The sequence below is a fragment of the Actinoplanes sp. KI2 genome, from assembly GCF_025630775.1.
In the GTDB taxonomy this organism is placed as follows: Bacteria; Actinomycetota; Actinomycetes; order Mycobacteriales; family Micromonosporaceae; genus Actinoplanes.
Genome location: NZ_JAOSZE010000020.1, coordinates 1 through 20,319 on the forward strand (window position 1 = coordinate 1; position 20,319 = coordinate 20,319).

Consider the following 20,319-nt stretch of genomic DNA (forward strand, 5'->3'; position numbering starts at 1 on the left):
CCGTTCGGAGAAGACGTTCTGGTTGATGTCGTTGAACACCCGGTTGCTGACGTAGCGGGCGTTGGGCCCGGCCACCTCCTGGCTGATCCCGTCGGCATACCGCGCCGCCGCCACCCGCGTGTACGGGGTACCCGCCCTGCCCCACGCCGGGTAGGCGACGTTGTTCCCACTGCCGTCCAGGGTCTGCACCTCGAACGGCACGGCGGCATCAGCCGGACCCGGCACCGCCGGCCCGGCCATCACCAGGGCCGTCACCACGGTGACGGTGAGCGGTTTGGGCACCTTGCTGCGAACCGAGTTCATTACTTCCTCCCACAAGTGCCGTGGAACTGCGGGGAGCGCGCGAAGCCGGAAAATGCCCAGGAAAGGGCCATGGCATGGATGCAGCATCAGCTCGTATTGACGCAAGAAAATGAGGGCGAGGGGGTGCGGTACCGATTCCGCCGGCCGGACGGTTCGGCGCCTGCGGCAATGCTTGTCGCGTTCCAGATCGCGGTCAATGGGCGGCGATCGACATATCCCCCTGGGGATGAGGTGAATGCGGCGATGGGCGCGGCTCGCGAGTGAACCGGTTACCGGGCCTGCCCGGTAACCGGCTTGACTTCGCTCCGGATGCCGACGGTCAGTACCGGCAGTACAGGGCGTCCGGCGTGCGGGAATGGCCGATCCGGCCGGTGTAGGCGATGCCCACGGCGTACTCCCCCGCCGCGCACTGGCCCTTGTAGTTGCCGTTGGCGAAGTCGCCGCCGGGGTTGCCGGACGGCCGGTTGTCGCCACGGTCGAACCAGACCGTCCGGCCCGTGCCGTTTCCGATCGGCGTGGCCGGCACCGCGCAGATCACGCTCGACATCGCCGCGCCGCGCACCGCGTAGCCGGCCAGGTAGGAGCCGGCCGGGCACTGCAGTTTGCTGTAACCGGAGGCCCAGTCGGCGGTCACGTAACGCTCGTCGGTGACCACCTGATAGCCGGTCACCGCCGCGGCGACGTCGGTGCACAGTCCCCGGTTACCGGTGTGCGCGATCCCGGCGACGCGCTGGCCGTCCGGGCAGGCGGCCTTGCGCGCGCCGACGTCCCAGTCGGGTCGGTCGCGCAGCGTGGACGACTGGACGAAGTCGCCGTGGTCGGGGCTCAGCATCGACCAGCGCTGGACCGGATCGATCACACCGGTGCGGCCGCTCGCGGTCAGCCGGTTCCAGATGTCGGTACGCCACCCGTCGCCCGTCGATCGCTGACCGTTCCGGTCCCAGAACAGCAGCGCCCAGTTGTTCCCGCCGCGCGTCTCCGACCAGCCCACCACCGGCCAGTACGCGAAGTCGGCGTCGGCCTGGATCAGGTAGTCGACGAAGTTCGAAAACCATTCGCGCTCTTTCGATCCGGCCGGAGCACCCCCGTCCACACCGAACTCGCTGATCCACAGCGGCGCCGTGAAGTGCTGCCCCGACTCGGCGGAGACGAAGAACGCCTCCTGGTAGAGCACGTTGTAGAGGTCGGCCCGGCTGAGGTCCTGATAGCGCGGGTCGCTGGTCTCGCCGATCCCGGTCGCCCCGCTGTGGTTCGGCCCGGTGTAGCCGTAGAAGTGAGCGGAATAGACCAGCTTCCCCGACGCGACCAGGGTGTGCGAAAGCGATCGCGCGGGGGTCAGCGTGGGCCGCCCGTGGGCGAAGCCGTCGACCGGGATCCCGGTCCAGTTGATCCCCTCCACGATGATCAGCAGGTTCGGGTTGGCCTCGCGCAGGATCCGGTCGCCGAGATGCTGCGAGGCGGCGAACCAGTCGTGCTCGTCGCCGCTCCCCCAGTTCGGGTCGTCCCAGACGTCCCGGCGCACCTCGTTGTACAGGTCCGCGCCGACGACCAGCGGGTTGTCCCGGTAGCGGCGGACCATGGCCAGCCAGTTGTCCTCCCACTGGCCGGTGCTCTGGCTCGCGTTCCACCGCTCGTTCCCGTCCACGCCGCAGCACCAGCGGGTCGTGTTCGTGTGGTTGTTCAGGATCACGGCCAGCCCCGCACCGGTCAGCGCGGCGACCACCCCGTCATACACCTGAAGCGGGGTCTTGCCCTTGAACTGCGGGTTGGCGGCGACCGCGCCGTCGGTCACCGGCTGAGTGTCGCCGATCATCTCGTCGGAGAACTGCAGGCGCACGCTGTTGAGCCCGATCTCGCGGAAGCTCGACACGATCTGGTCGATCGGCGCGCGATCGAGTCCGAGCGGAATGCGCCCCGAATTCTCCCCGGCGTGGTGGTTGGCGTTGTCGTTGACGTCGCCCGAGCCGTTCCAGGTGCCGCTCGCGCCGTGCCAGTTGCCGGACTTGAGTTTGAAGCGCATCCCGGTCGCATCCACGATGTAGCGCCCTCGAGTGCTCAACGGCGGCACGAAACCGGCCGCGGCGCTCGCGCTCGACCGGGCGGGACCGCCCTTCGCCGAGGCCGCTGCTCCGGAATGGGCCGTCGCGCCGGACCGGGCTGAGCCGGCCGCCGACGCGGGCGCGGCCACCGCGGGGGCGCTCGCGCTCAGTGGGCCGACAAGGGCAAGCAGCAGGGATACGAGAGACGCGCGCACGGCCATGATGACATCGACCTCCGCAGATATCTTGGCGTGCGGGCACCGGATTACCAAGAGTGTTTCGCGAAAAAGTTTCGCATCAGCTCGGCCACCTCGCCGACCGCGGACTCGAGCAGGAAGTGACCGCCGTCGAGCAGGTGGATCTCGGCGTCGGGCAGGTCGGCGGCGAACGCCCGCGCGCCGTCCGGGCCGAAGATCGGATCGCCCTGGCCCCAGACCGCGAGCAGCGGGACCCGGGAGGCGCGCAGGTATTCGTGCAGGCGCGGGTAGAGCGGCGGGTTGGTGGCATAGTCGGCGAACAGGTCGAGCTGGACCGCGTCGTTGCCGGGGCGGGACACCTGCGCGAAGTCGTGGTGCCACGCGGTCGGGTCGACCAGAGTCTCGTCGGGGACGCCGGTCAGGTACTGCCAGCGGATCGACTCCAGGGTGAGCGCCTCGCGCATCGCGGCCTCGGTCACCGGGTTGCGATCCCGGTGGTACTCGCGGATGGGCGCCCAGAACTCGGGGACGAAGCCGGCCTCGTACCCGTTGCCGTTCTGCGTGACGATCGCCGCGATCGCGGCCGGATCGCGCAACGCCAGCCGCCAGCCGATCGGTGCGCCGTAGTCCTGCACGTAGATCGCGTAGCGCGCGACCCCCAGCCGGGCGAGCAGGCCGGCGGTGAGATCGGCGAGCGCGTCGAACGTATACGCGAACTCGGCGGCGCCGGGCGCGTCGGACAGCCCGAAGCCGAGGTGATCGGGAGCGATCACGTGATGGTCACCGGCCAGCAGCGGGATCAGGTCGCGGAACATGAACGAGCTGGCCGGGAAGCCGTGCAGCAGCACGACCGCGGGGCTCGCCGGGTCGCCCGCCTCCCGGTAGAAGAGCCGGTGGCCGTCGACGGTCGCGTAGCGGTAATGGACCTCAACCATGACCTAACCTCCTCGAAGCCTTTTGACAGTTAGTACCCTGCCACGCCATGCTGTAACCTGTCAACCAAGCTTTGGGGGTTAGACATGGCGGCGGACGAGGAGACCCTGCTGGCGTTGCTCAACAGCGCCGGCAGACCCACCGACGAGTTGGCCGATCCGGAGTCGGCCCGGCGGTGGCTGCGCGAGCACAAGATCCCGGCCCGCGTCGAGGATGCGGCGACCCTGCGCGAGGGGCGCGACCTGCTCCGGGCCGTCGTGCGCGGCGAGCGTCCACCCAGGGCACTGGCACCGCTGCTGGCCGGCGTGGTGTCCCGGCCGTCGATCGGCGCCGACGGGCTCACCTGGACGGTCGACCTGCACGGCGCGCGAGCGGTCCTGGTCGACGCGGTCATCGCCTGGGACGAGCTGAACCGCACCCGCCCGGGCCGGCTGCGACCGTGCGCCAACGACGAGTGCGCCCGGTTTCTGATCGACCGCAGCAAGTCGAACAGCGCGCGCTGGTGCTCGATGGCCACCTGCGGTAACAAGCTCAAGGCCCGGCGCCACTACCGACGCGCCCGCGGCGGCGAGGACACCGCAGAGTGACGACTGCGGACGCGTGTGCCAGGACACAGGCCGCGCAGACCGCCGGAGGGGCGAGAATCATGTGACGTGCGGCACCAACTCCGAGGGGTGTTCCGATCATGGACTTCAAACTTGAGGTCATCGTCCTGCCCGTCTCCGACGTCGACCGGGCGAAGGAGTTCTATCTGGGCCTCGGCTGGCGGCTGGACGCCGACTTCGCCACCGACGCGAAGTTCCGGGTCGTCCAGGTGACGCCGCCCGGCTCGCCGGCCTCGGTCATCTTCGGCGCCGGCCTCACGAACGCCGCGCCCGGCTCGAGCCAGGGCCTGCACCTGGTGGTGGACGACATCGAGGCGGCGCGGGCCGAGCTGGCCGGCCAGGGCGCCGACATCAGCGAGGTCTTCCACGACGCCGGCGGCGTGTTCCACCACGCGGGCGTCGACGGCCGGGTGCCCGGGCCCGATCCGCAGCGGACCAGCTATGCGTCGTTCGCGTCGTTCGACGACCCGGACGGCAACGGCTGGGTGCTGCAGGAGATCACCAAACGACTGCCGGGACGGTGAGCATGTCCGACTACGACGTGATCGTGCTCGGCGGCGGCGCCCCGGGCGAGCACTGCGTCGGCGAGCTGGTCGACGGCGGGCTGCGGGTCGCCGTCGTCGAGCGCCGTCTGGTGGGCGGCGAGTGCTCGTACTACGCCTGCATCCCGTCCAAGACGCTGCTGCGCCCCGGCGAGGCGGTGCACGACGCCCGGGAGGCGGCGGCGACCGCCGAGGTCGACGTCGCGGCCGCGCTGGCCTGGCGCGACTTCATGGTGTCGGACTACAACGACACGGGCGCGGCCCGCTGGCTGACCGACCACAACGTGGACCTGATCCGCGGGCACGGCCGGCTGGCCGGCCCGGGTGCGGTCGAGGTCGACGGCGTGCGATACACGGCCGACCACGTCGTGCTGGCCACCGGCTCCGACCCGGCGATCCCGCCGGTGCCGGGCCTGGCCGAGATCGAGGGCGTGTGGACCAACCGCGAGGCCACCGCGATGAAGGAGGTGCCGCGGCGTCTGCTGGTGCTCGGCGGTGGCCCGGTCGGGGTGGAGCTGGCCCAGGCGGTGCGCCGCTTCGGCGGCGAGGTGGTGCTGGTGCAGACCGGCGGCCACCTGCTCGCCCGCGAGCCGGCCGCGCTCGGCGACGCCCTGGCCGAGGTGCTGCGCCGGGACGGCATCCAGATCATTCTCGACGTACGCGCGACCGCCGCCCGCAAGGACGACGACGACTACGTGCTCGTCCTCGACGACGGCCGGGAGCTGCGCGGCGACCGTCTGCTGGCGGCCACCGGGCGGAAGATCCGGGTGGACGACATCGGACTGGAGACGGTTGGCGTCAGCGGCGGCCCGCGGGGCATCCCGCACGACTCCCGGCTGCGGGTCGCCGAGAACCTGTGGGTGGTCGGCGACGCCACCGGCGAGTACCTGCTCACCCACCTGGGCAAATACCAGGGCGAGGTGGTCGCGTCGAACATCCTCGGCGAGGTCCGCGAGGCCAACTACGAGGCGGTGCCCCGGGTGGTCTACACCGACCCGCAGGCCGCCGCGGTGGGCGTGACCGAGGCGGCGTTCACCGGCACGGCCAGGCTCAACGAGATCGCCAAGACCGAGACGTACACCCGCGAGTACGCCTCGTCGAACGGCTTCCTCACCCTGCTCAGCGACGGCGAGGTGCTGACCGGGGCGTACGCGCTCGGGCCGGAGGCCGGCGAATGGCTGCAGCAGGCCACCCTGGCGATCCGCGCGCACGTGCCGCTCGACGTGCTGCGGGACACCATCCAGCCGTTCCCCACCTTCTCCGAGATCTTCGTGGGGGCGCTCAAAGCCCTCCGCGCCGAGATCAAGTGAGGTGACACAGATGAGCAAACTCGACGGACAGATCGTGGTCGTGATCGGGGGCAGCGCCGGGATGGGCCTGGAGACGGCCCGCCTGGCCCGCGCCGAGGGCGCCGAAGTGGTCGTCACCGGCCGCAACGAGGACCGGCTCAAGCAGGCCGCCGCGGAGGTCGACGCCTTCCGCACCGCCGCCTTCGACGCCACCGACCCCGGTCAGCTGCAGGAGTTCTTCCGCCGGTTCGAGGGCCCGATCGACCACATCCTCGTCACCGCCGGCGGCCCCTACTACGGCCTGCTCGAGGACCTCGACCTGGAGGAGGCGAGCAAGCACATCGGGATGGAGCTGACCCTGCCGCTGTACGTCGGCCGGGCCGCGAAGGGCAAGGTGCGCGGGTCGCTGACCTTCGTCGGCGGCACCGGGGCACGCCGGCCGGGACCGGGTCTGATCGTCACGAGCGCGATGACCAACGCGCATCCGGCCCTGATCGCCGGCCTCGCGATCGAGATGGCGCCGATCCGGGTGAATCTGATCGCCGCCGGTTTCGTGGACACTCCGCTCTCCGCCCGGCTCCTCGGCGACGATCTGGAGAAGCGCCGCCAGCAGCTGCGCGACACGCTGCCGATCGGCCGGGTGGTCGGGCCGCAGGATGTGGCGGCGCTGGCCGTACACCTGATGACCAACACCGCGCTGACCGGCGCCACCTACGACATCGACGGCGGCCAGCAGTTCGTCCCGAGGTAGGAGGGCCGCCCAGGATGGCCCAAGTAGCAGAGGTCGGGGCCCGCGAACGGGCCCCGACCCGGGAAATCAGCTACCGGTGACGGTGACCGTCGGCGCGGTGTTGCTGCCGCTGTAGGTGCCCTGGAAGCCGAACGACACCGACGCGCCGGCCGGGATCGAGGCGTTCCAGCTCACCGGCACGGCCGAGACCGAGGTGCCGGACTGGGTGACCGTGGCGTTCCAGGCGTTGGTGATCTTCTGGCTGCCGCCGTAGGTCCAGGTGGCCGTCCAGGTCTTCACCGCCGCCGTGCCGTTGTTCTTGACCGTGACCGTGGCGACGAACCCGCTGCCCCAGTCCGAGTCGATGTGGTACGTCGCGGCCAGCGAGCCGGTGCCGCCGCCGCCCGCCTGGGTGGTGGCGCTGACCGCGGCCGAGGCCGACGACTGGTTGTTGGCCGCGTCCCGGGCCTTCACCGTGTACGAGTACGCCGTGCTGGCCGTCAGTCCCGTATCGGTGTAGGTGGTCGTGGTGGACGTGCCGACCTGGGTGCCGCCCCGGAAGATCAGGTATCCGGTGACCGCCGTGTCGTCGGTGGACGCCGTCCAGGACAGGCTCACGCTGCTGGAGGTCGTGGCCGTCACCTTGAGCCCGGTCGGGGTGCTCGGCGCGGTGGTGTCGCCGGTGCCCCCGCCGGTGCCGAACAGCTCCGAGTACACGGCGAACGCCATCGCGATGTCGGCCTGCGCCCAGAAGCGGTGGTAGGTGAAGGACGGCACCGCGCCGCCGTCCAGGTACGCCTGCACCTTGGCGTAGTCCGGGTCCTTCTTGAGGAACGACCGGATCGAGATGAACGTCGAGCTCGAGTTGATCGTGTCGCCGTTCGGCATCTTACCGGTCCAGCCGGACGGGATGTAGACCGGGTCGTTGAATCGCTTGTAGTCGGTGCGGGGCTCGGCGATCGCGATGCCCTTGGTGTCGGTGTGCGCGGACAGGGCGTCCAGCAGGTTCTTGCCCAGCGTCTGCGCGGCCGTGTTGCTCGCCGCCTTCGCGTAGTAGAGCAGGGCCTTGACCAGGCCGCCGGCCACGCCGACGTCGGTGCCGGACTCGGCCACCGTGACGTGCAGGCCGGAGTTGGCGCCCGGGCTGGACGGGTTCCAGGTGTCCGGCTGGCCGGTCCAGGTCAGCGTGGACGGGATCGAGAAGCTGCCGCCGGTACCGACCGTGGTGTTCGCCGTGACCCAGCTGACCCACTTGTCGAGGATCGGCTTGATCTTGGCGTCCTTGGTCAGGTAGTAGTACTCGGCCCAGCGCTCCATGCCCCACACCTGCATGCCGAACCAGTTGTTGGACGGCGGGTCGTGGTAGACCGGCTCCCAGTCGTACGCCATGCCGTAGAAGGTCGGCGTGCCCGAGGGCGGGGTGCCGTACTGGCCGTCCCAGCTGTTCGTGCAGCCGCCGGCGATGCCGCCGTCCGGGCTCTGCAGCCACTGCAGGAACTCGATCTGCCGGGACAGGCTGGTCGCCCAGTCCGACTTGCCGGTCGAGCTCTTCGGCGCGATCGCCGACTCGGTGGACAGCGCGTACGCGGCCACCGGGTTCTGGTAGCCGTGGTGCGCGGCGCCGTCACCGATGCGCCAGGCCCAGCCGCCGCCCGGCTCCGCGCCGCCCCACGCGTAGTACCAGCCGAGCAGGTAGTGCTGCGAGCTGCGGCCGCTGCCGGCGGCGCAGCTGGAGGCGCCCACGCAGTTGCCGATCTTCTTGAAGTACTTGTCGAACATCGAGTACCGCAGGTAGTCGCCCATCTTGGCGGCCTTGGCGACGGACGCGGAGATCGCGCTCGCGTTGCCCTGGGCCGACGCCCACCGGTACGCCCAGTAGGCGGCCTGCACCGCGCGCGCGTCGGCGTCCGGTGCGTTGGTGAACTTCCACTGCTTCGAGTACGACGAGTCCTTCACGAACAGGTCGAGGTAACCGTTCGTGCCGCCGTACTTCATCAGGTCGGTGCACGGCTGCGGGACGGTCTCCCAGACCGACTCCTGCGAGCCGCGCTGGTAGCTGTTGATGTAGCAGGGGCCGGCCACGGACGGCCCGTTCTCGCCGCCGGTGCCGAAGTTGTTGCCGTAGCCGTAGACGTTGTCCACGTCGAGCAGCCAGTGCATGGCGTAGATGTTGGCGGTCCCGTACGCGGAGTTCAGCTCGCCGGCGATCGGGTCGGCGCCGACCGAGACGGTGCTGTCGATCGGGCTCGGATACTTCGACGGGTCCGGCCACTCCGGGATGTACGACGCGGGAGAGCTGGCGTTGTACGAGGCGTTGGTCGGCTGGTCGGTCGAGTTGGGGATGATGGACTTCTCGGCGACCGCCCAGGCGTTGTTGAACGGCGCCCAGTCGCCGGTCACCCGGCCGTAGGTGGCCTCGAGCCACATCCAGTAGCTGAACGCCTCGGAGGTCGACTGGTGGCCGTGGTCAGGGGCCTCGACCATCAGGGTCTCGACCGAGTGATACGGCACTCCCGCCGAGCTGAAGTAGCCGTTCCCGGATGCCTTGATCTTGTTGTACTGGTCCAGGAACTTCTGCCCGTACTCGTCGACGGCAGCGGCCGCGGCGGCGGTGGATCCGCTCGCGGCAGTGGTGGATCCGCTCGCGGCTTCGGCAATCCGCGGGCTGACGGTTGCAGCGACTGCCGCACCGCCAACGGCGGCTACGAAGCCTCTGCGGGACAAGGGAGCCATGCAGTCCTCCTTGCGAGGGGGAGCAGCCGCCCGCGGAGGCGACGGCAACGGGGTCACCGCGGGCAGCGTGAGGAACCAGGCCGAAACAAACCGGTAATATCGAGGTGCATCGTTACATGGGAGCGCTCCCAGGGACAAGGCCTCAAGCAGATCAACTTCCTTTTCCGGTACGAGGCCCAGCCGAGCCCCCGCCTACCAGGGCGATCTCGCTGCCGTCCCGGCCCTTTGCCGCCCGCATCCGGGCTGAGCTGCAACGTAGGCAGGCCAACCCGGGCGCCGGGTCACCCTCGCTGCCGCCGCTCACCGTCGCGGCACGTTCAGGACGCGCGGGTCAGCCGGGCCATCGCCCGCTGTCGCAGCGCGAACGCCTCCTTGGCGGCGTCGCGTAGCCCGGCCACCAACGGCGATCGGGATCGTCTCGCCCACGGGACCGGGACCTCGGTGGTGCCGTACTTCTGCTTGTACGAGTTGCCGCCGACGAAATCGAACTCGGTCACGCCGCGGGACCGGGCCCAGCGCAGCGCGTGCCAGATCAGCGCCTCGTTCGGGCGCAGATGCTGGTCGGGCCGATAGCTCGCGCCACCCCAGAAGTACATGGTCCGGTGGTACCAGGGCAGCACGGCCGTGGCGATGCATCGGCCGCCCGGCTCGCGGGCGCGCAGCAGCAGCAACCGCCCCGCCGGTTCGAGGTGGCGGATCAACGCGCGGACGCGGTCGATCGAATAGGTGGGAACGAGATTCTGTTTGGCGAATACGTCCCGCAATTGATCGTAGAATTCGGCCGCAAACGACGGATCATCGTGCACCTCTTCAATGACCACGCCGGATTTCTGCGCCTTGCGGATGTTGCGGCGGCAGGCCGGCGCCATCGCACCGAACAACTGATCTTCGGCCGGCGCCAGGGAGATCACCGCGGTCGGCGCCGAGTCCCACCGGAAGCCGAGGCCCGCCAGATCGGCGTCCACGAACGACCGGTCACGGATCTCCAGATGCGCGCAGCCGAGCGACCCGAAGGCGAACGGCAGCAGCGCCTCGACCGCATCACGCCGGTCAACCCCCGGCCGCAGGTTGAAGCCCAGGTACGAGGTGGTCCAGCCGGCCATCGGGCTGCCCAGGATCCGCAGGCCGAACCGCTTGGTGACCAACCCGGTGAAGTGTCCCACCACGTCCTCGCCGTCCTGCACGGTGGCCAGCACGGGCAACGCCCCCTGCGCTTCGGCGACGAACGCCAGCCACTGCGGGGTGTGGAAGATCAGCCGGTCGGCGTAGGAGGAACGGTCGCGCCACAGCGCCGCCGAGGGCGAAGCCTGTCGTAACGCCAGCATGGGATCCCCCGGAGAAAATGGTCGGTCAGCCGGATGATGCGCCGTCGGCAACCCATTCCGCAAGGGCGTCATAAGTGATGTGAAGATCCCTCACATTCAATATGACAATTGCTACTGACGATGCGAGGCATCGTTTTGTCAGGGTGAGTGGCATGCGGTCGCCGACCCCGATCCAACGACGCCTGAACGAGCTCGGGCTGCGCAGCCGGCTGCGGCGGAGCCCCCGCCTGCAGGGCCGCATCCTCGCCGCGGCCGGCGCCCGGAAGCGGCTGCCGGCCACCGCCGGCCTGTTCTTTCCCTTCTATCACGACGTGCCGGCGGAGTTCGCCGCCGGCCTGCGCCGCCAGCTGCGCGCCTTCGGCGAGCGGGGCCCGCTGATCTCCTGGGACGCGGCGCTCGAGGTCCTCACCGGCCGGCGCCCGCTGAACGGGCCGATGTTCTGTCTCTCCTTCGACGACGGCCACCCGACCTGGCGGGACGTGGTCGTCCCGCTGCTGGCCGACCTGGGCGTGCCGGCCACCTTCTTCGTCACCACCGGCCTGATCGGCCGGCCGGGCAACCTGGGCTGGGACGACGTCCGTGACCTGCTCGCCGCCGGGCACGGGGTCGGCTCGCACTCGGTCTCCCATCCCCGGCTCGCCGACTGCGACGACGCGAGCGCCCGCCGCGAGATCGCCGACTCGAAGCACGAGCTCGAGGACGAGCTCGGTGTCGCGGTCGGTGACTTCGCCGCGCCGTACGGGAACCCGGCTGTTGATCTCCGAGGCCGGCACGTGCTCTGGGCCCGGGCGGCCGGGTACCGCAGCTTCGCCACCACGCTCCGGCCGGCCATGCGGACCGGCGACTCTCCGATGTGGATCCATCGGCAGGGGCTGCACCCCGCCTGGCCGTTATGGGCAGTGAGGACCAGGGTTCATGACTGACACGCGGATCTTCCTCTCCCCGCCCGACGTCAGCGAGGTCGAGCGCAAGCTGCTGCTGGAGGCGTTCGACTCGAACTGGGTCGCGCCGGTCGGCCCCGATCTGGACGCCTTCGAGACGCAGGTGGCCGAGCTGGTCGGCGTGCGGCACGCCATCGCCCTGACCAGCGGCACCGCCGCCCTGCACCTCGCGCTGGTCGCGGCCGGCGTGCGGCGCGGCGACACCGTGCTGGTCCCGTCGTTCACGTTCGCCGCCACCGCGAACGCGGTGATGTACCTCGGCGCCCGCCCGGTCTTCCTCGACTCGACCGCGGCGAGCTGGAACGTCGACCCCGAGCTGGTCGCCCAGGAGCTGCGCGCCCGGGCGAGCGCCGGACAACTGCCGCGCGCGGTGGTGGCGGTCGACATGTACGGCCAGTGCGCCGACTACCGGCCGCTGCTCGAGGCCTGCGACCGCTACGGCGTGGCCCTGATCGAGGACGCGGCCGAGGCGTTCGGCGCGTCCTATCGCGGGCGGGCGGCCGGCTCGTTCGGGCTCGCCGGCGTCCTCTCGTTCAACGGCAACAAGATCATCACCACCGGCGGGGGCGGCATGCTGCTCACCGACGACGGCCGGGTCGCCACCCAGACCCGGCACCTGGCCACCCAGGCCCGCGAGCCGGTGCCGCACTACGAGCACCGCACGGTCGGCTACAACTACCGCCTCAGCAACCTCCTCGCCGCGGTCGGCCGCGGCCAGGTGCAGCGCCTCTCCGAAATGATCGCGGCCCGGCAGGAGACCGCCAGCTTCTACCGGGCCGCGCTCGGCGACCTACCGGGGATCACTTTCATGCCGATCGCCGACTACGGCGTGCCGAACTGGTGGCTCACCTGCCTGCTGGTGGACGCCGAGAAAGCGGGCGCGACCCGCGACCAGCTCCTGGCCCGGCTGGCCCGGCACAACATCGAGGCCCGGCCGGCCTGGAAACCGATGCACCTGCAGCCGGTCTACCGGGACTGCGTCATGCGCGGCGGCGAGGTCAGCGCCGACCTGTTCCGCCGCGGCCTGTGCCTGCCCAGCGGCTCGGCGCTCACCGAGCACGACCGGGAGCGCGTGGTGAGCGCGCTGCGGGAGGGGTGACCCGACGTGCGCATCGTCTACATCCACCAGTACTACTGCAATCCCGGGATGACCGGCGGGATCCGGTCGTACGAGCAGGCACGGCGGCTGGTCGCCCGCGGCCACACGGTCGACGTCATCACCACCGACATCGAGGGTGGCGCGCGGCGGGTCACCGAGGACGAGGGTGTCACCGTCCACTGGTTTCCCATCCCGTACTCGAATCACATGTCCTACGCCCGCCGGCTGCGCGCCTTCGCGGAGTTCATGGTGCTCGCGACGGCGAAGGCCGCCCGGCTGAGGGCCGATCTGGTCTTCGCCACCAGCACTCCCCTGACCGTCGCGGTGCCCGGCGTGCTCGCCGCGAAGCTGCGCCGGGTGCCGTTCGTCTTCGAGGTGCGCGACCTGTGGCCCGAGGTGCCGATCGAGATGGGCGCGCTGCGCAACCCGATCGCCCGCCGGCTCGCCTGCGGCCTGGCCAACTTCGCCTACCGCAACGCCACCGAGGTCGTCGCGCTCTCCCCCGGCATGGCCGCGGGCGTGACCGCCCGGCGACCACAGACGAAAACCGCGATGATTCCCAATGCCGCCGACCTCGAGCTGTTCTCGGGCGTACGGCCGGAAGCCGTCGCCGCCTTCCGCAAGCAGCATCGGTGGCTGGCCGACCGGCCGCTGATCGTCTACACCGGCGCGCTGGGTGCGGTGAACGGCGTGGAGTACCTGGTGCGGGCCGCCCGCCGGATGCGCGAGATCGATCCCGGCCCGCAGGTGCTCATCGTCGGGCACGGCCGGGAATGGGAGTCGACCAGGAACCTGGCCGCCGCGTACGGGCTGCTCGACACGACCGTGCACATGTGGGAGAAGGTGCCGAAGGCCGACCTGCCGCTGATCCTGGCCGCGAGCACGATGTCGAGCAGCTTCGTCCGGCCGATCCGCGCGCTGTGGGACAACTCGGCGAACAAGTTCTTCGACGCGCTGGCGGCGTCCCGGCCGATCGCCGTCAACTACGGCGGCTGGCAGGCCGACCTGCTCCGCGAGTCGGGCGCCGGGCTGGTGCTCGACCCGACCGACGCGGACGAGGCGGGCAAGCTGCTCGCCGACCGGCTGCGGGACGGCGACTGGCTGCGGCGGGCCCGGTCGGCAGCGCACCGGCTCGCCGTCGAGCGGTTCGCCCGCGACGTCGTCTTCGACCAGTTCGAGACCGTGCTGACCAGGGCGTACGCCGGGGCCGGAGGGAAGAGCGTTGGAGCTGCGTGAATACGTCCGGGCGTGCCGCCGCCGCTGGGCCTGGCTGGTGGTGCCGGTGCTGGTCGCCGCCGGCCTGGCCGCGGGGCTGGCGCTGTCCCAGCCGCCCGCGTACCGGTCGTCGATGGTTCTGTTCATCACCACCGGCGCGACCGACCCGGACTCGAAGGCGAGCCGGCTGAACTCGTACATCGCGCTGCTCACCGGGCCGCGGGTGGCCGACACCGTGGTGGACCGGATCGGCCCCCCGCTGACCGAGGATCAGGTCCGCAAGAGCCTGACCGCGCAGGTGCAGGACGGCACCGATCTGCTGGTGGTCAGCGCGACCGATCCGTCCGCGGCACGCAGCCGGCGGATGGTCACCGCCGCCACCGCCGCGCTGGTCGCCCTGGCCAAGCAACTGGACCCGCCGGCCCCCGCCGGCAACGGCAACGGCAGCGGCAGCAACGGCCCGGCGCCGTCGGTGACCGTCGCGCAGGACCCGGTCACCGCCCGCGAGCCGGACAACCTGGTGCGCAACACCGCCTTCGCGGGCGTGCTCGGCCTGCTGATCGGCGCGATCGCGGTGGCCGTGCGCGAGGCCACCCGCCGGACCGTGGCCGAGGAGGACGACCTGCGCCGGCTCGGCCTCGGCACGGTCGGCGTCATCTCGCTGGACCGCTCGTCCGGCCTGCCCGGCGAGGCCCTCGCGGAGGGCTTCCGCCGGCTGCGCAGCCTGCTGCCCGCGATCGAGTCCGGCCCGCGCGGCACCTCGCTGCTGCTGGCCGGCAGCCACCCCCGGGAAGGCACCACGGCGGTGGCCTGCGGGCTGGCGATCGCGATGGCCGAGACCGGCGCCCGGGTGGTGCTGGTCGACGCGAACCTGCGCACCCCCGGCGTCGACCGCTACCTGGCGATGGACCCCGGTCCGGGCTTCGCCGACGTGCTCGCCGGGCACGCGTCGGTGCGCTCGGTGCTGCGCGACTCGCTGGACGGCCGGCTCACCGTGCTGCCCTGCGGGCAGGACCCGGCCGACCCGGGCGAACTGCTCGCCTCGCCGCGGCTCGGGGCCGCGATGCGGGCGCTCGCCGAGACCTTCGACGTCGTGCTGGTGGACGCGCCGCCGCTGCACGGCGTGGCGGACAGCGTGGTGCTGCGCAAGGTGACCGACGAGGCGCTGCTGGTGGTGCGGGCCAACCACACCCGGGTGTCGGACGTGGCCCGGTCGAAGGACCTGCTCGAGCGGGTCGGCGGCCGCCCGGTCGGTGCGGTGCTCAACGCGTTGCCGCGCAAGCTGCCCACCGGGACGGGGTGGCATCACGACCGGGCCGGCCTGCCGAACCCGAAGGGGCCCTCGGTCGGGCCGGGGGCCGGCAGCGGCACCGCCTCGGTCGGGCTGGGGCTGATCACCGGCGACGACCCGATCAGCGAGACCCAGGTGATCGTGCCGGACATGGGACCGGTACGGGGGCAGGCCCGGGTCGTGCGCACCACGATCGGGCACCGGCCCCGCGGTCAGGCCAGCGTGATCAACCTCGAGCCGACCGGTGAGCCGGAGCCGCCGAACCTGCCGGTGCAGCGCGACGCCGCCGACCTGGCCGAGAAAGCCGACCTGGCCGAGAAAACCGACCCGGCCGAGAAAACCGACCTGGCCGAGGAGGCCGACCTGGCCCAGAAGGCCGACCTGGCCGGGGAAGCCGACGTGGCCGGAGAGGAGTCCGTCTGGGAGGACGACCCGTCCACGGACGAGGCCCTGCCCGACGCGAAACCGCGGGACGATGACTGAACAGCGGGCCGCCGACCCCCTCGCCCGGCTCGGCGACCGGCTCCGCGACCCGTACGTCCAGCTGGTCGCCTCGCAGCTGCTGATCGGCGCGGTCGCGCTGGCCGCCAACGTGATGATGGTCCGGGCGCTGACCCCGGCCCACCGCGGCGAGGTCGCGCTCATGCTGCAGGTGGTCTACCTGGCCACCCAGGCGCTGCTGCTGGGCACCGAGCGCAGCTTCGTGGCGGCCTACCACCAGGTGCCGCCGGCCGCCGCGGTCCGGGCGTACGCGCGGCTGCTCGTCGTACCCTGCGGACTCGGTGTGGCCGCCGCCGCGGCGTACGCGATGCTTGCACCGCAACGGCTCACCCCGGGACCGGTCGTGATCGCTCTGATCACCATCTATGCGCTCGCCGAGGCGGTCAGCCTGGCGAGCCGCGCGGTCACCATCGCGATCGGCCGGGTGCACGACTTCCTCGCCTCCCGGGTGATCGAGTCGATTCTGCTGCTCGCCGTGATGGCCGTGCTGTTCCTGACCCGGGCCGACTCGCCGGAGCTGTGGCTGGTCGCGTACATCCTGGCCTGCCTGGTGCCGACCGCCGGCTACCTGGTCTTCTGGCTCCGACTGCCGGGCGCCGCGCTGGAGAACGACCAGAACCGGTTGGTGCGCCGGCAGGGTGCGGCGCTGTTCCCGGCGGCCATCTCGAACATGGCGATGCTGCGCTCCGACCGGCTGGCGCTGCCGGTGCTCGCCTCCACCACCGCGCTCGGCCTCTACGCCAGCGTCGCCACGATGACCGAGCTGCTCGCCTGGCCGCTGCGGGCGTACGCGGACTCGCGCCTGGGCCGCTGGCGGGCCGCGCACCAGGCGGGCACCCTGCGCACCCGGCCGATCGTGACCACCGCGATCGTGTACGTGGTGCTGGCCGGTCCGGTGCTGGCGGCCGGCATGTACCTGCTCATCGTCCCGGTCTTCGGCCACGCCTACGCACCCGCCAAGTCGGTCGTGCTGCCGCTGGTCGCCGCCGCCGGCCTGTACGCGATCTCCCGGATCAGCCTCGGCGTGCTGGTCGCGAAGGGACACGGCACGCTCGTCTCGGCCGCCGAGATCGCCGGCTTCGCGGTCAGCTTCGCCGCCTACCTGCTGCTCATCCCCAAACACGGCATCCTCGGCGCGGCCTGGGGCTCGCTGCTCGGCTACGGCGCCGGCCTGGCCTTCGCGCTGATCACCTCGGCCCTCGCCCGCGACCGGATCCGGGTGGGTGCGCCATGAGCGACCGGCAATGGTGGCACCTGCCCCCGGTCTTCTTCGCGCCGGCGTTCATCCTCATGCTGATCGCGATCGGCGGCCGGTTCACCCTGGACCGGGCCGGCTTCCCCGACCTGGCCTGGGTGGACCTGCGGGTGGTCGGCCTGGCCGCCGGGCTGTCGGTGCTGATCGCCGACATCGCCCGCCGCTCCCGCCGGGCGCCGGGCGGCTACCGCCGCGAGGGCTGGCTGGTCGCCGCGGTGCTGTTCTTCGTCTACCAGATCGCCTCCGGCCTGTGGGCGCCGCCGGCCGCCCGGGTCGGGCCGCAGACCGTCGACCTGGTGCTGATGGCCGCGCTCACCGTCGCCCTCTACCTGTACGCGATCGGCGACCCGGCGATCGTCTTGCGCTACACGTTCTGGCTGTTCTACCTGGCCGGAATCGTCTTCGCGCTGGCCGCCCTGTTCATCAGCGGCCCCGGCGAGCAGGGCCGGTACTCGGCGTTCGGCGGCGGCCCCAACGTCTTCGTCCGCATCCAGATCCTCGGCATCATCAGCGCGGTCGCCCTGTTCCTGCACCACCGGCGCACCTGGCTGCTGGCGGCCGTGCCGCTGTTCGTGCTGGCGGCGGTGCTCTCCGGCTCGCGGGCGGGCCTGCTGGCCGGCGGGGCGGTCGGCCTGGCGGCGCTGTTCAAGCAGCGGCACCGACTCAACGCCGGCACGGTCGTCGCCACCTGCGCCGGGCTGCTCGTGGCGGCGGTGCTCGTGTGGCAGTTCGCGCCGCCCGCGTTCACCAGCCTGTTCGAGGAGCGGTTCGTCCAGCAGACCGTGCAGCAGCACTATCTCTCCGACCGCACGAGCATCTGGCAGCAGGCGGTCCGGCTGGCCGTCGAGCACCCGTTCGCCGGTGCCGGGCTGGACGGCTTCTACGGCACGATCGGCATCAACCAGGGCGTCGAGTACCCGCACAACTATCTGCTCGGCGTCGCGGCCGAGGGCGGCCTGATCGGCATCGCGCTGCTCGGCGCGGCGATCGCGCTCTGGGCCGGTACGGTGCGCGGCGGCGGGTTCCGGCCGCGGGAGACCGGCCTGGCCGTGGCGGCCGCCGTGTTCGTGGCGCTCAGCAGCCTGTTCTCCGGGGACTACTACGACGCCCGGCTCGCCTGGCTGTTCGCCGCGATCGCCGCCGCCGCGGCGGTGGTGCCCACGGCAGTGTCGCAGCAGCGAGAGCGGGTGCCGCTGTGACGGGCCGGCGAACCGTTCTCCTGCTGGGCGCGGCCTCGGTGCTCGCCGCCTGCGGGCGCGACGACGTGCCGGCCATGATGAAGCCGCTGCCGGTCCCCTCGTCCGCGCCGCCGCCGGTCGCCAGGCTGCGCTCGGTGGCCGACTGGGCGAACGTCTTCCAGCAGAGCTGGGACTACCAGTTGCAGAGCGGCCTGCCGCTGTCCCGCTCGGCCGACAGCTGGGACCACTACGACCTGTCCTACTCGGTCGACTCGTGCGTGGCGATGTTCCGGGCCACCGGCGAGGGTCGCTACGTCGATCGGGCGCTGCAGTTCGTGGAGAACGTGGCGGCCGCGGCGGCGCCCTCGGCCTCGTTGCCGCACAGCAGCTTCCACGACCGGTACCTCGGCTGGGCGTCGGAGAAGAACGGCGAGGACGGCGACGAGGTGCCGCTCTACGAGAGCTACTTCTGGCGGTACGGGACCGGCCTGCTGGTCACGATGCGGGACGCCGGGCTGACCGGCGACCGCTACCGGCGGCTGCTCGACTTCGCCGAGGTGCAGGTCTTCGAGAAGTGGTACTCCCGCGGTCCGCAGGACACGGTCTACCGAGACGTGACCCACCTGTCCGCGCACTGGGCGCTGATCGCGCTCAACCTCGCCCAGGTCACCACCGACGCCGCCCGCCGGGCCCGCTACCTGGCCGTGGCCGGCGACTTCGACCAGCGGATGCGCCGGCAGCTGCGGCGCAACCCGGTGGAGCCGACCGCCTACTTCTGGGACGACACCTGGGGGCGGGCGAAGCGGCCCGGGCAGGACGTCAGCCACGGCAACGGTGTCATGGCGTACGTGACGGAGGCCCGCGCCCGCGGCAACGCCTGGACCGACGCCGACATGACCGCCTTCTCGTCGCTGCTCACCCGGGTGATCTGGCCTGGTGGCACCACATATCGGGGCTATCTGGACGGCAGCGGCTCGGACAACGGCTGGTTCTCGGACGGGTTCGTGAAGCTCGGCCGGTACGACCCGGCCACGCAGCTGCGGCTCGACTCGCATCGGGTGGTCAACGACCAGTTCGCCGGGAACATGGCGCTCAACGCCCGGATCCTGCGCAGGGGGGGAAGATGACCGGATCGCTGCTCGGACCGGACTCGCCGGAGTGGGCGAGCGCGCTGCCGAGGCTCAGGCACGACATGTATCACGAACCGTCCTATGTGGTGCTCGATGCCGCCCTCTACGGCGGCGAGCCCGCCGCCTTCCACTATTCGGACGGCGACCACGTGCTGCTCATGCCGTTGATCGTGCGAGCGGTTCCGGCCACGTCCGCGAGGGACGCTCTTTCGCCGTACGGGTATCCGGCGCCCGTGAGCGATACCGGCGATCCCGCCTTCTGGGGCCGGGCGTGCGCCTCGATGATCGACACGCTGGCCGCCGAGCGGGTCATCTCGGTCTTCGTCCGCATGCACCCCCTCCTCGACGCGCCGCTGGCGACGCTCGGCGAACACGGCTGCCTGGTGCGGCACGGCGAGACGGTCTCGATGGACCTGACGGCCGGCGTCGACGAGATGTGGAGCCGGACCCGGTCCGACCACCGCAACCACATCAACCGGGCGCGCCGCGCGGGCACCAAGGTGGTCTTCGACGACTGGGACCGCCTCGCCGAGTGGGTCGCCGTCTACCACGACAACATGCGCCGGGTGGGCGCCTCCGACTACTACTTCTTCACGTACGAGCACCTGGCCGCCCTGCACGAGGCGGTCGGCGACCGGATGCACCTCGCGGTCGCGCTCGAGGGCGACGAGGTGGTCGGCGGCAACACGTTCTTCGAGCACGACGGCGTCGCCACCGGCTACGTCTCGTCCACCCGCCGGGCCCGCGGCCGCTACGCCGACGAGCTGCTCTACGACGAGGTGCGCCGCTTCTGCAAGGCGCGCGGGGACCGGGTGTTCCACCTCGGCGGGGGCAAGGGCGGCAGCAACGACTCGCTGTTCTTCTACAAGTCCGGCTTCTCCCCCAGCCGGCACGCCTTCCACACCTGGCGGGTGGTGACCGACCCCGTCGGGTACCGGAGCCTGGTCGCCGATCGCCGCCCGCAGGCCGACCCGGACGACCTCACCGCCACCTTCCCCTCGTATCGATAGCCC

At 71.4% G+C, this 20,319-nt stretch carries 17 protein-coding genes; 12 read left to right on the forward strand and 5 right to left on the reverse strand.

Annotated elements, in window-relative coordinates; genetic code table 11:
• From ODJ79_RS21585 to ODJ79_RS21595, 3 genes are all read right to left on the reverse strand, one after another.
• The coding region (locus ODJ79_RS21585; RefSeq protein ID WP_317620686.1) for a peroxidase family protein at window positions 1-303 on the reverse strand (303 nt) is incomplete at its 3' end.
• Window positions 304-622: 319 nt separating this feature from the next.
• Window positions 623-2,371, reverse strand: coding sequence for a glycoside hydrolase family 5 protein (locus ODJ79_RS21590; RefSeq protein WP_263025473.1), 1,749 nt, complete (start codon window positions 2,369-2,371; stop codon window positions 623-625).
• Between the two features lie 236 nt (window positions 2,372-2,607).
• Window positions 2,608-3,474: an alpha/beta fold hydrolase gene (locus ODJ79_RS21595; protein ID WP_263025336.1), complete on the reverse strand. Its 867-nt coding sequence runs from the start codon at window positions 3,472-3,474 to the stop codon at window positions 2,608-2,610.
• Between the two features lie 84 nt (window positions 3,475-3,558).
• Here ODJ79_RS21595 and ODJ79_RS21600 point away from each other — a divergent pair, with 84 nt between their 5' ends.
• The 4 genes from ODJ79_RS21600 to ODJ79_RS21615 all read left to right on the forward strand — a co-directional run bounded on the left by ODJ79_RS21600 (window position 3,559) and on the right by ODJ79_RS21615 (window position 6,659).
• Complete coding sequence (locus ODJ79_RS21600; protein WP_263025337.1) at window positions 3,559-4,059, forward strand: CGNR zinc finger domain-containing protein; 501 nt, start codon at window positions 3,559-3,561, stop codon at window positions 4,057-4,059.
• A 98-nt stretch (window positions 4,060-4,157) separates the two neighbouring features.
• A complete protein-coding gene (locus tag ODJ79_RS21605) occupies window positions 4,158-4,601 on the forward strand; it encodes a VOC family protein (RefSeq protein WP_263025338.1) in 444 nt (147 codons plus the stop codon).
• Window positions 4,602-4,603: 2 nt separating this feature from the next.
• Window positions 4,604-5,929 (forward strand): dihydrolipoyl dehydrogenase family protein, encoded by a 1,326-nt coding sequence (locus ODJ79_RS21610; RefSeq protein WP_263025339.1) that lies wholly within the window; start codon window positions 4,604-4,606, stop codon window positions 5,927-5,929.
• 10 nt (window positions 5,930-5,939) lie between these two features.
• Complete coding sequence (locus ODJ79_RS21615) at window positions 5,940-6,659, forward strand: SDR family oxidoreductase (protein ID WP_263025340.1); 720 nt, start codon at window positions 5,940-5,942, stop codon at window positions 6,657-6,659.
• A gap of 66 nt (window positions 6,660-6,725) precedes the next feature.
• Here ODJ79_RS21615 and ODJ79_RS21625 read toward each other — a convergent pair whose 3' ends face one another.
• Window positions 6,726-9,371, reverse strand: a complete 2,646-nt coding sequence (locus ODJ79_RS21625; RefSeq protein WP_411267357.1) for a glycoside hydrolase family 48 protein — start codon at window positions 9,369-9,371, stop codon at window positions 6,726-6,728.
• 317 nt (window positions 9,372-9,688) lie between these two features.
• Window positions 9,689-10,696, reverse strand: a complete 1,008-nt coding sequence (locus ODJ79_RS21630; protein ID WP_263025341.1) for a GNAT family N-acetyltransferase — start codon at window positions 10,694-10,696, stop codon at window positions 9,689-9,691.
• Window positions 10,697-10,848: 152 nt separating this feature from the next.
• Between ODJ79_RS21630 and ODJ79_RS21635 the strand changes: the two genes are divergently transcribed.
• The 8 genes from ODJ79_RS21635 to ODJ79_RS21670 are packed head-to-tail and all read left to right on the forward strand — an operon-like array spanning window position 10,849 to window position 20,316.
• Entirely contained in the window at window positions 10,849-11,619 is a 771-nt protein-coding gene (locus ODJ79_RS21635) for a polysaccharide deacetylase family protein (protein WP_263025342.1), read from the forward strand.
• A complete protein-coding gene (locus tag ODJ79_RS21640) occupies window positions 11,612-12,736 on the forward strand; it encodes a DegT/DnrJ/EryC1/StrS family aminotransferase (RefSeq protein WP_263025343.1) in 1,125 nt (374 codons plus the stop codon). Before ODJ79_RS21635 ends, ODJ79_RS21640 begins: the two co-directional genes overlap by 8 nt.
• Window positions 12,737-12,742: 6 nt before the next feature.
• Window positions 12,743-13,972, forward strand: coding sequence for a glycosyltransferase family 4 protein (locus tag ODJ79_RS21645; protein WP_263025344.1), 1,230 nt, complete (start codon window positions 12,743-12,745; stop codon window positions 13,970-13,972).
• Window positions 13,959-15,725 carry a cellulose synthase operon protein YhjQ/BcsQ gene (locus tag ODJ79_RS21650; RefSeq protein ID WP_263025345.1) on the forward strand — a complete coding sequence of 589 codons (1,767 nt, stop codon included), beginning with the start codon at window positions 13,959-13,961 and terminating at the stop codon, window positions 15,723-15,725. Before ODJ79_RS21645 ends, ODJ79_RS21650 begins: the two co-directional genes overlap by 14 nt.
• On the forward strand, window positions 15,718-16,977 hold the full coding sequence (locus tag ODJ79_RS21655; RefSeq protein ID WP_263025346.1) for a lipopolysaccharide biosynthesis protein: 1,260 nt from the start codon (window positions 15,718-15,720) through the stop codon (window positions 16,975-16,977). The genes ODJ79_RS21650 and ODJ79_RS21655 overlap by 8 nt, the downstream gene beginning before the upstream one ends.
• A complete protein-coding gene (locus ODJ79_RS21660; RefSeq protein ID WP_263025347.1) occupies window positions 16,974-18,197 on the forward strand; it encodes an O-antigen ligase family protein in 1,224 nt (407 codons plus the stop codon). Before ODJ79_RS21655 ends, ODJ79_RS21660 begins: the two co-directional genes overlap by 4 nt.
• The gene (locus ODJ79_RS21665; protein WP_263025348.1) at window positions 18,194-19,303 is read left to right on the forward strand and encodes a hypothetical protein; all 1,110 of its coding nucleotides are present in this window, start codon (window positions 18,194-18,196) and stop codon (window positions 19,301-19,303) included. Before ODJ79_RS21660 ends, ODJ79_RS21665 begins: the two co-directional genes overlap by 4 nt.
• Window positions 19,300-20,316: a GNAT family N-acetyltransferase gene (locus ODJ79_RS21670; RefSeq protein ID WP_263025349.1), complete on the forward strand. Its 1,017-nt coding sequence runs from the start codon at window positions 19,300-19,302 to the stop codon at window positions 20,314-20,316. The genes ODJ79_RS21665 and ODJ79_RS21670 overlap by 4 nt, the downstream gene beginning before the upstream one ends.
• The last annotated feature ends 3 nt before the right edge of the window (window positions 20,317-20,319 follow it).